This window comes from Bradyrhizobium centrolobii (assembly GCF_001641635.1).
GTDB lineage: Bacteria > Pseudomonadota > Alphaproteobacteria > Rhizobiales > Xanthobacteraceae > Bradyrhizobium > Bradyrhizobium centrolobii.
This window is the reverse complement of sequence record NZ_LUUB01000079.1, coordinates 321245-329301: the sequence shown is the minus strand read 5'-3', so window position 1 is coordinate 329301 and position 8057 is coordinate 321245. Positions and strand designations below refer to the sequence as shown.

At 64.7% G+C, this 8057-nt stretch carries 8 protein-coding genes; 2 read left to right on the top strand and 6 right to left on the bottom strand.

From position 1 onward, the window contains the following. From AYJ54_RS52810 to AYJ54_RS27885, 3 genes are all read right to left on the bottom strand, one after another. Positions 1–968, bottom strand: a 968-nt coding sequence (locus AYJ54_RS52810) for an acetyl-CoA carboxylase biotin carboxylase subunit (protein ID WP_245329159.1), incomplete at its 3' end; no start/stop codon positions are given. A gap of 2 nt (positions 969–970) precedes the next feature. Next, positions 971–2575, bottom strand: a complete 1605-nt coding sequence (locus AYJ54_RS27890; protein ID WP_063703969.1) for a carboxyl transferase domain-containing protein — start codon at positions 2573–2575, stop codon at positions 971–973. An 82-nt stretch (positions 2576–2657) separates the two neighbouring features. Beyond that, complete coding sequence (locus tag AYJ54_RS27885; RefSeq protein ID WP_136623999.1) at positions 2658–3785, bottom strand: isovaleryl-CoA dehydrogenase; 1128 nt, start codon at positions 3783–3785, stop codon at positions 2658–2660. Between the two features lie 157 nt (positions 3786–3942). Here AYJ54_RS27885 and AYJ54_RS27880 point away from each other — a divergent pair, with 157 nt between their 5' ends. Then, complete coding sequence (locus AYJ54_RS27880; protein ID WP_063703966.1) at positions 3943–4971, top strand: AraC family transcriptional regulator; 1029 nt, start codon at positions 3943–3945, stop codon at positions 4969–4971. A 120-nt stretch (positions 4972–5091) separates the two neighbouring features. Here AYJ54_RS27880 and AYJ54_RS27875 read toward each other — a convergent pair whose 3' ends face one another. From AYJ54_RS27875 to AYJ54_RS27865, 3 genes are all read right to left on the bottom strand, one after another. Next, a complete protein-coding gene (locus AYJ54_RS27875) occupies positions 5092–5388 on the bottom strand; it encodes a DUF3551 domain-containing protein (RefSeq protein ID WP_063703964.1) in 297 nt (98 codons plus the stop codon). Positions 5389–5709: 321 nt separating this feature from the next. Continuing rightward, the gene (locus tag AYJ54_RS27870) at positions 5710–6204 is read right to left on the bottom strand and encodes an Lrp/AsnC family transcriptional regulator (RefSeq protein WP_063703962.1); all 495 of its coding nucleotides are present in this window, start codon (positions 6202–6204) and stop codon (positions 5710–5712) included. Positions 6205–6373: 169 nt separating this feature from the next. Then, positions 6374–6679, bottom strand: coding sequence for an ETC complex I subunit (locus AYJ54_RS27865; protein ID WP_063703961.1), 306 nt, complete (start codon positions 6677–6679; stop codon positions 6374–6376). A gap of 253 nt (positions 6680–6932) precedes the next feature. Between AYJ54_RS27865 and AYJ54_RS27860 the strand changes: the two genes are divergently transcribed. Further along, a partial coding sequence (locus AYJ54_RS27860; RefSeq protein WP_063703959.1) for an OpgC domain-containing protein occupies positions 6933–8057 on the top strand: 1125 nt, incomplete at its 3' end.

The window sequence follows — 8057 nt, the reverse complement described above, 5'->3', positions numbered from 1 at the left end:
GCGACGCGCAACTGCCACTCGACGAGGTCGATTCCGGTGATCAGCTCGGTCACGGGATGCTCGACCTGGAGGCGGGTGTTCATCTCGATGAAGAACACGTCCTTGCCGTCGGAGACGAACTCGATCGTCCCGGCGCCGACATAGTTCACTGCGCCGGCCGCCTTGCGTGCGGCGGCGCAGACGGTCTCGCGCTGGACGGCGTTGAGCGTCGGCGACGGCGCCTCCTCGATCACCTTCTGGTGCCGGCGCTGGAGCGTGCATTCGCGCTCGAACAGCGAGAGCAGATTGCCGTGGCTGTCACCGATCACCTGCACCTCGATGTGCCGGGGATTGTCGACATATTTCTCGATCAGCATGGTGTCATCGCCGAACGCAGCTTTTGCCTCGCGCTTGGCGCTGACGATCGCCGGCCCCAATTCAGCCGCCGAGCGCACGATGCGCATGCCGCGGCCACCGCCGCCGGCCGAGGCCTTGACCAGCACGGGGAAACCGATCTTCTCTGCCGCCCTCGCCAGCGTCGCATCGTCCTGGGCCTCGCCGTGATAGCCCGGCACCAGCGGCACACCGGCCTTCTCCATCAGCGCCTTGGAGCCCGACTTCGAGCCCATTGCCGTCATCATCCCGGCGGTCGGGCCGACAAAGACCAATCCGGCATCCAAGCAGGCCCGCGCGAACTCGGCATTCTCCGACAGGAAGCCATAGCCGGGATGCACCGCCTCGGCGCCGGTTTTCCGCGCGGCTTCGATCAGTCGCTCGACATTCAGATAGCTGTCGCGTGCCCGCGCGGGGCCCAGCAGCACAGCCTCGTCGGCGAGCGCGACATGCATCGCGTCGCGGTCGGCCTCGGAATAGACGGCGACGGTGCGCAGGCCCATGGCGCGCGCGGTGCGGATGACGCGGCAGGCGATCTCGCCGCGGTTGGCGATCAGGAGCGTACGAAAGCGCCGGTAGAGGTTTGAGCGGTCCATCGTCACATCCTGAACAGGCCGAATTTCGTGGGCTCGATCGGCGCATTCGACGCCGCCGAGAGGCCGAGGCCGAGCACGAGCCGCGTGTCGGCCGGGTCGATCACGCCGTCGTCCCACAGCCGCGCGGTGGCGTAATAGGGGTGGCCCTGGCTCTCATACTGTGCGCGGATCGGGCTGCGGAATTTCTCTTCCTCGTCCTTGGACCAGCTATCGCCTTTGGCCTCGATGTTGTCGCGCCGGACCTGACTCAGCACCATGGAGGCCTGCTCGCCGCCCATCACCGAGATGCGCGCATTCGGCCACATCCAGAGGAAGCGCGGGCCGTAGGCGCGTCCGCACATGCCGTAGTTGCCCGCGCCGTAGGAGCCGCCGATCACGACGGTGAATTTCGGCACCGAGGCGGTCGCAACCGCCGTGACGAGCTTAGCGCCGTCGCGCGCGATGCCGCCGGCCTCGTATTTCTTGCCGACCATGAAGCCCGTGATGTTCTGGAGGAACACCAGGGGAATGCCGCGCTGGCAGCACAGCTCGATGAAATGCGCCCCCTTCAGCGAACTCTCGCTAAACAGGATGCCGTTGTTGGCGATGATGCCGACCGGAAAACCCCAGATATGGGCGAAGCCGCAGACCAGCGTCGTGCCGTAGAGCTTCTTGAACTCGTCGAACTCCGAGCCGTCGACGATGCGTGCGATGATGTCGCGCACGTCGAACGGCTTTCGGCCATCGACCGGCACCACGCCGTAGATCTCCTCCGCCGCAAACAACGGGTCACGCGGCGCGAGCATGTTGAGATTCGGCCGCGCCGGCGGCTTCAACGTGCCGACGATGCGCCGGGCTATGCCGATCGCATGCGCGTCGTTCTGAGCGTAATGGTCGGTGACGCCGGACTGGCGCGAATGCACGTCGGCGCCGCCGAGCTCCTCGGCGCTCACCACCTCGCCGGTCGCCGCCTTCACCAGCGGCGGGCCGCCGAGAAAAATGGTGCCCTGGTTGCGCACGATGATGCTCTCGTCCGACATCGCCGGCACATAGGCGCCGCCGGCGGTGCAGGAGCCCATCACGATCGCGATCTGCGGGATGCCCTGTGAGGACATCTGCGCCTGGTTGTAGAAGATGCGGCCGAAATGCCGCTCATCCGGAAAGATCTCGTCCTGGAGCGGCAGGAAGGCGCCGCCGGAATCGACCATGTAAACGCAAGGCAGATTGTTCTGCCGCGCGACGTCTTGCGCGCGCAGATGCTTCTTCACGGTCATCGGGTAATAGGTGCCGCCCTTGATGGTGGCGTCGTTGGCCACGATCACGCATTCGCGGCCTGAGATGCGCCCGACCCCCGTCACGATACTCGCCGAATGCACGTCGCCGCCATAGAGGCCGTAGGCGGCAAGCGGCGACAGCTCCAGGAACGCGGTGCCGGGATCGACCAGCAGGTCGACGCGCTGGCGCGCCAGCATCTTGCCCCGGGCAGTGTGGCGGTCGCGCGAGGCCTCGCCACCGCCGCCGGCGACCTGGCTCAGCTTTTCGCGCAAATCGGCGACGAGCGCGCGCATAGCTTCGGCGTTACGCCCGAAGTCTGAGGACGATGGATCGATGCTGGAATGGAGCGGCATGTGGTCCCGCGTTTCTGGTGACGTGGTGAGATGCCGCGACAGGCTGGCCTATTTTCGCGGCGTTTCCAACTGCGAGGCGGTGCTACGCCGTTTCCGCCATCAGCTCGCGGCCGATCAGCATGCGGCGGACTTCCGAGGTGCCGGCGCCGATCTCGTAGAGCTTGGCATCGCGCCACAGCCGCCCCGTGGGAAACTCGCTGGTGTAGCCGACGCCGCCGAGCGCCTGGATCGCCTCACCCGCCATCCACGTCGCCTTCTCGGCGGAATAGAGGATCGCAGCGGCCGCGTCCTTGCGCAAGCTGCGGGCGTGGTTGGCGCGGTCGCAGGCGCGCCCCACGGCGTAGACATAGGAGCGCGTTGCCTGCCAGGTCGAATACATGTCGGCGAGCTTGCCCTGCATGAGCTGGAAATCGCCGATCGGCTGCCCGAACTGCTTGCGCTCGTGCATGTAGGGCACGACCACGTCCATGCAGGCCGCCATGATGCCGAGCGGGCCGCCGGACAGCACCGCGCGCTCGTAGTCGAGGCCGGACATCAGCACCTTGACGCCCTCGCCCACGCCGCCGAGCACGTTCTCTTCCGGCACCTCGCACTCGTCGAAGAAAAGCGGATAGGTGTTGGAGCCGCGCATGCCGAGCTTGTCGAGATGCTGGCCGTGGGTGAAGCCTTTGAAGCCTTTTTGGATGAGAAACGCGGTCATGCCGCGCGGACCGGCTTCCGGATCGGTCTTGGCATAGACGACCAGCACGTCGGCATCGCCGCCATTGGTGATCCACATCTTCGAGCCGTTGAGCACATAGCGGTCGCCGCGCTTGTCGGCGCGCAGCTTCATCGAGACGACGTCGGAGCCGGCGCCGGGCTCGGACATCGCGAGCGCGCCGACATAATCGCCCGAGATCAGCTTCGGCAGATAGCGCTGCCGCTGCGCCTCGGTGCCGTTGCGACGGATCTGGTTGACGCAGAGGTTGGAATGGGCCCCGTAGGAGAGCCCGACCGCGGCCGACCCGCGCGAAATCTCCTCCATAGCGACGATGTGGGCGAGATAGCCCATGTTCGAGCCGCCATATTGCTCGGGCGCCGTCATGCCGAGCAGGCCGAGGCCGCCAAAACGCTTCCAGAGGTCCGCAGGGAACAGATTTGCCTTCTCGATCTCGGCGGCGCGCGGCGCGACCTCCGCCTCCACGAACGCGCGCACGGTGTCGCGCAGCATGGTGATCTCTTCGCCCAGATCGAAATCGATGCTTGGGATATTCAAGGCGATTCCTCCGTTCTTATCGGGGTTCTTATCGGGCCCGAACCTACCCCCGCCCGAGCGCCGCTTCTGTCTAAAAGGTTGCATTTTCCGCCAAGTTTGGCGAGGATTTTCCATGCCTTTTCAAGCCGCGACCACGACACCCCGCCGCGCCATGACGCCGGCCGCCTTTGTCCGCGGTGTCGTCGCCGCCTACGACCGCTATGGACGCGACCCCGCCGAGGCCCTGAGCAAAGGGCAGGTCGCAGCAGACCTTGTCAAATCGCCAGATGGGAGGGTCACGGCCGCCCAGTTCGAGGCGCTAGCCGGCCACGCTATGCGTGAGCTCGACGACGAAGCGCTCGGCTGGTTCTCCCGCCGGTTGCCCTGGGGCACCTATGGCATGCTGTGTCGTGCCTCGATCACCGCACCCAATCTCGAGGTGGCGCTCAAGCGCTGGTGCCGGCATCACCGCCTGCTGACCGAGGACGTGCTGTTCGAGCTCGCAATCAGCGAGGAGACCGCGGTCGTCTCCATTCGCGAGCTGCGCGATCTTGGCACGCTACGCGAGTTCTGCCTGGTCACCCTGCTCCGCTACGTGCTCGGCTTTTCCTGCTGGGCCGTCGATTCCGCGATCGCGCTCCGCGCAGCGGAATTTCCTTTTCCCGAGCCGTGCCATGTCTCGGTCTACCCGACCATCTTCTGCAAGACGGTCGGCTTCGGCGCGGACCGCGCCAGTATCGTCTTCGACAAGCACTATCTCTCGCTGCCGCTTACCCGCAGCGCCGCCGACCTCGACAACATGCTGAAGGGCGCGCTGCGGCTGACGGTGCTGCCCTATCGGCGCGACCGCCTTCTGGTCGAGCGCGTCCGCCGCGTGCTGCGCAACTCGCGCGGCCGCATCCTCGGCGCAGAGGACGTCGCAAGCGAGCTCGCGCTCTCGACGCGCACCATGCATCGCCGTTTGCGCGAGGAAGCGACCTCGCTGCGCGATTTGAAGGAAGAAGCCAAGCTCGAGCTCGCCAAGCAGGAGCTGATGCGCGGCCGCGTGCCGATCAAGCGGATCGCCGAGCTCGCCGGCTTCCGCAACGAAAAGAGCTTTTCCCGCGCCTTCCGCACCTGGACCGGCGCGTCGCCGCGCGAGTTTCGCGGCAGGTATCGCTAAGTCGCGCGCACGCGGAGACCGAACAGCGTTCGCTTGCAATTTTGCAGCAGCATACTTTCGCGGCCTCCGAGAGTAAGCTCGGAGGCCGCAATGTTTCGAAAACGCTCTCAATCCTAAGCGTTAGTTCGAGTTGGTTTGCGCGCCGGACCGAAGCTTGGTGCGCGACTGCGATTGCTTCGGCTGATAGGCGAGAGAATCGTTCGTGCTCTTCGAGCCACTCTGCGAACACGATCCGCCGATGCCGGCGGCTGCAGACCGGCAGGCTTCCATCGTCGGATAGCCGCAGCCATGGGCGGCCTGGGCACCATTGGTGATGCAGTAGTCTTCCGCCTGTGCGGCAGGCGCCGACATCATGAGGAACGCAGAGGCAAACAGCGCCGCAGCGGAGGCGACGACAGTCTTCGAAGTCGAGGTCATGCTGTATTTCCTGAATGAGGGTCCCACGAAACAGTCCTCGGCACGCGATGCACGCCGAGCTTCACACCGCGCATGTAGGGGCCACTCCGAAGCCGACAATCACGGCTCAGCGCATCGCAGTAATTCCCAAATCACATGTCACAGTTAGGTGATTTACTCAGTTTTCTTGCCTAGGTATTCAGATGACGATTCGGCAACGAAGTTGTCCGCACCCCGTTTCCGCTACTTTGGATTTGCAGAAATGATGGCATGGCCCGCACCGCAGCCGTTCTCGCGACGAGCAACGGTGGGGCCCGGCTCGGCCCAGGGCTCGGTAAGCCGCTAGCCCGCCGGCGCGACTTCGGCGGCCTCCTGCACCGGCAGCGGCACGTCCTTCGCGACCCCCAGCACCGGAAAGCTGCGCACGTTCTTCACATTCGGCATCGCGGCGAAATGCAGAAGCTGCTGACGCATGTCCTCCACGCTCGGCGCGACGCATTTCAGGAGATAGTCGGTGTCGCCCGAAATCCGCCAGCACTGCTGGATGCGCGGGATCGCGGCGATCGAGCCCTCGAAAGCTTCCAGCACCGGCTGGGCCTGGCTGCCGAGCTGGATGGCGACAAACGAGACCACCTCGTAACCGAGGAGCCGCTCATCGATGACGGCGCGGACCGCCCGGATGACGCCGCGGCTGAACAACGCCTTCAGCCGCCGCAGGCAGTTAGGCGCGGACACGCCGACGCGAAGCGCAAGCTCGTTGTTGCGCACCCGCCCGTCCTGTTGCAGCTCGGATAGTATCTTCAGATCGACGCCGTCGAGCTGGTGACGCCCCGCCATACCCACCTCGTCCTGATCCCGTCATGCCCCGTTCCAGCGAAGCACGGGGCGGAATCGCTGCCAAGGGCTCTACGGGCCCCGGCGGAGGGCGGGCCGGCCGGCGCGAAAGCGGCTCGGTCGGTCGAGCTCAATGGGTCCAGCTCAGTGGGTCCAGCTCAGTGGGTCCAGCTCAGTGCGTCCAGGGCTCGCCACGCCGGAACGAGAAATTGTCGGCATAGGCGACCGGCCGGCGCTGCGACTCCTTGGGCTCGATCACCTGATAGGCGATGCCCTTGCGCTCGCAATAGGCGATCGCTTCCTCCTTGGTGTGGAAGCGCAGCGTGATCTGCTGCTTCATGTCGGCGGACGACGTCCAGCCCATCAGCGGCTCAACCGCCCGCGGCTGCTCCGGCTCGTAGTCGAGCTGCCATTCCCGGGTCTTGGACTTGCCCGATTGCATCGCGTTTTTGGCGGGCTTAAAAATGCGTGCGGTCATTGGTCGGCCGGACCCCTTGCGTCTTTTCGTCGATTTTCATGCGTTCACGGTAGCAGTTGGTGGAAACCGCGGGGATAGTATAGAGACACCTTTCGGGAACTGATCGGTGATTCCGCCCCTGGGTAACCTAGCCGACGGGTATAGTCATTATGCTGCGCCGTGACAATTGCGTACCCGCCTTCGCCGGGATCCTGCCTGGCGGCACTGCCCCGCCGATGCCTGCGTGTCCGTCCTCTTCGAAAGCTCCCGTCGCATGGCCTTCCTGAACATCAATGCAACGCTCCCGGAAAAAGGACGCGACCTGCGGCTCGACCTGTTTCGCGGCGTTGCGAACTGGGCGATCTTCCTCGACCACATCCCTGACAACGTCGTGAACTGGATCACGACGCGCAATTACGGCTTCAGCGACGCCGCCGACCTGTTCGTCTTCATCTCCGGCTACACCGCCTCCTTCGTCTATGCGCGGATGATGCTGGAGCGCGGCTTCATCGTCGGCGCCACCCGGCTCACCAAGCGCGTCTGGCAGCTCTACGTCGCCCACATCATCCTGTTCGTGATCTACATCGCCTCGATCAGCTATCTCGCGCTGCGCTTCGGCGATTCAGACATGATCAACGAGTTCAACGTGGCCGGCCTCGTCGACAATGCCACCGAAACGCTGCGCCAGGGCCTGTTCCTGCGCTTCAAGCCGCTCAATCTCGACGTGCTGCCGCTCTACATCGTGCTGATGGGCCTGTTTCCGCCGGTGCTCTGGTTCATGCTGCGCAAGCCCGACCTGACGATGGCGCTGTCCATCCTGCTGTGGCTGACGGCACGTCATTTCGGCTGGAATCTGAACGCCTATCCGGCCGGCCAGTGGTACTTCAACCCCTATTGCTGGCAGGTGCTGTTCGTGTTCGGCGCCTGGTGCGCGATGGGCGGCGCGCGGCGGTCGATGACACTGATCAATTCGCCGATCACGCTGTGGATCTGTCTTGCCTATCTGCTGTTCGCGCTGATCATGACCATGGCCGGCCGTTTCCCGACCTTCGGCGCCATGTTCCCGGAATGGCTGTTCTCGGCGTTCAATCCGAACGACAAGACCAATCTCGCGCCCTACCGCTTCATCCATTTCGCCGTGATCGTGATTTTGGTGATCCGCTTCGTGCCGAAGGACTGGCCGGGCCTCGAGTGGAAGATTTTTGATCCGGTGATCGTGTGCGGTCAGCAGTCGCTCGCCGTGTTCTGCGTCGGCGTGTTCCTGTCTTTCGTCGGCCATTTCGAGCTGTCGATGAGCTCGGGCTCCCTGTTCGCGCAGATCTTCGTCAGCGTTGCCGGCATCGCGATCATGACGACGGTCGCCTATTACATCTCCTGGTCGAAGCGACAGGACAAGCCG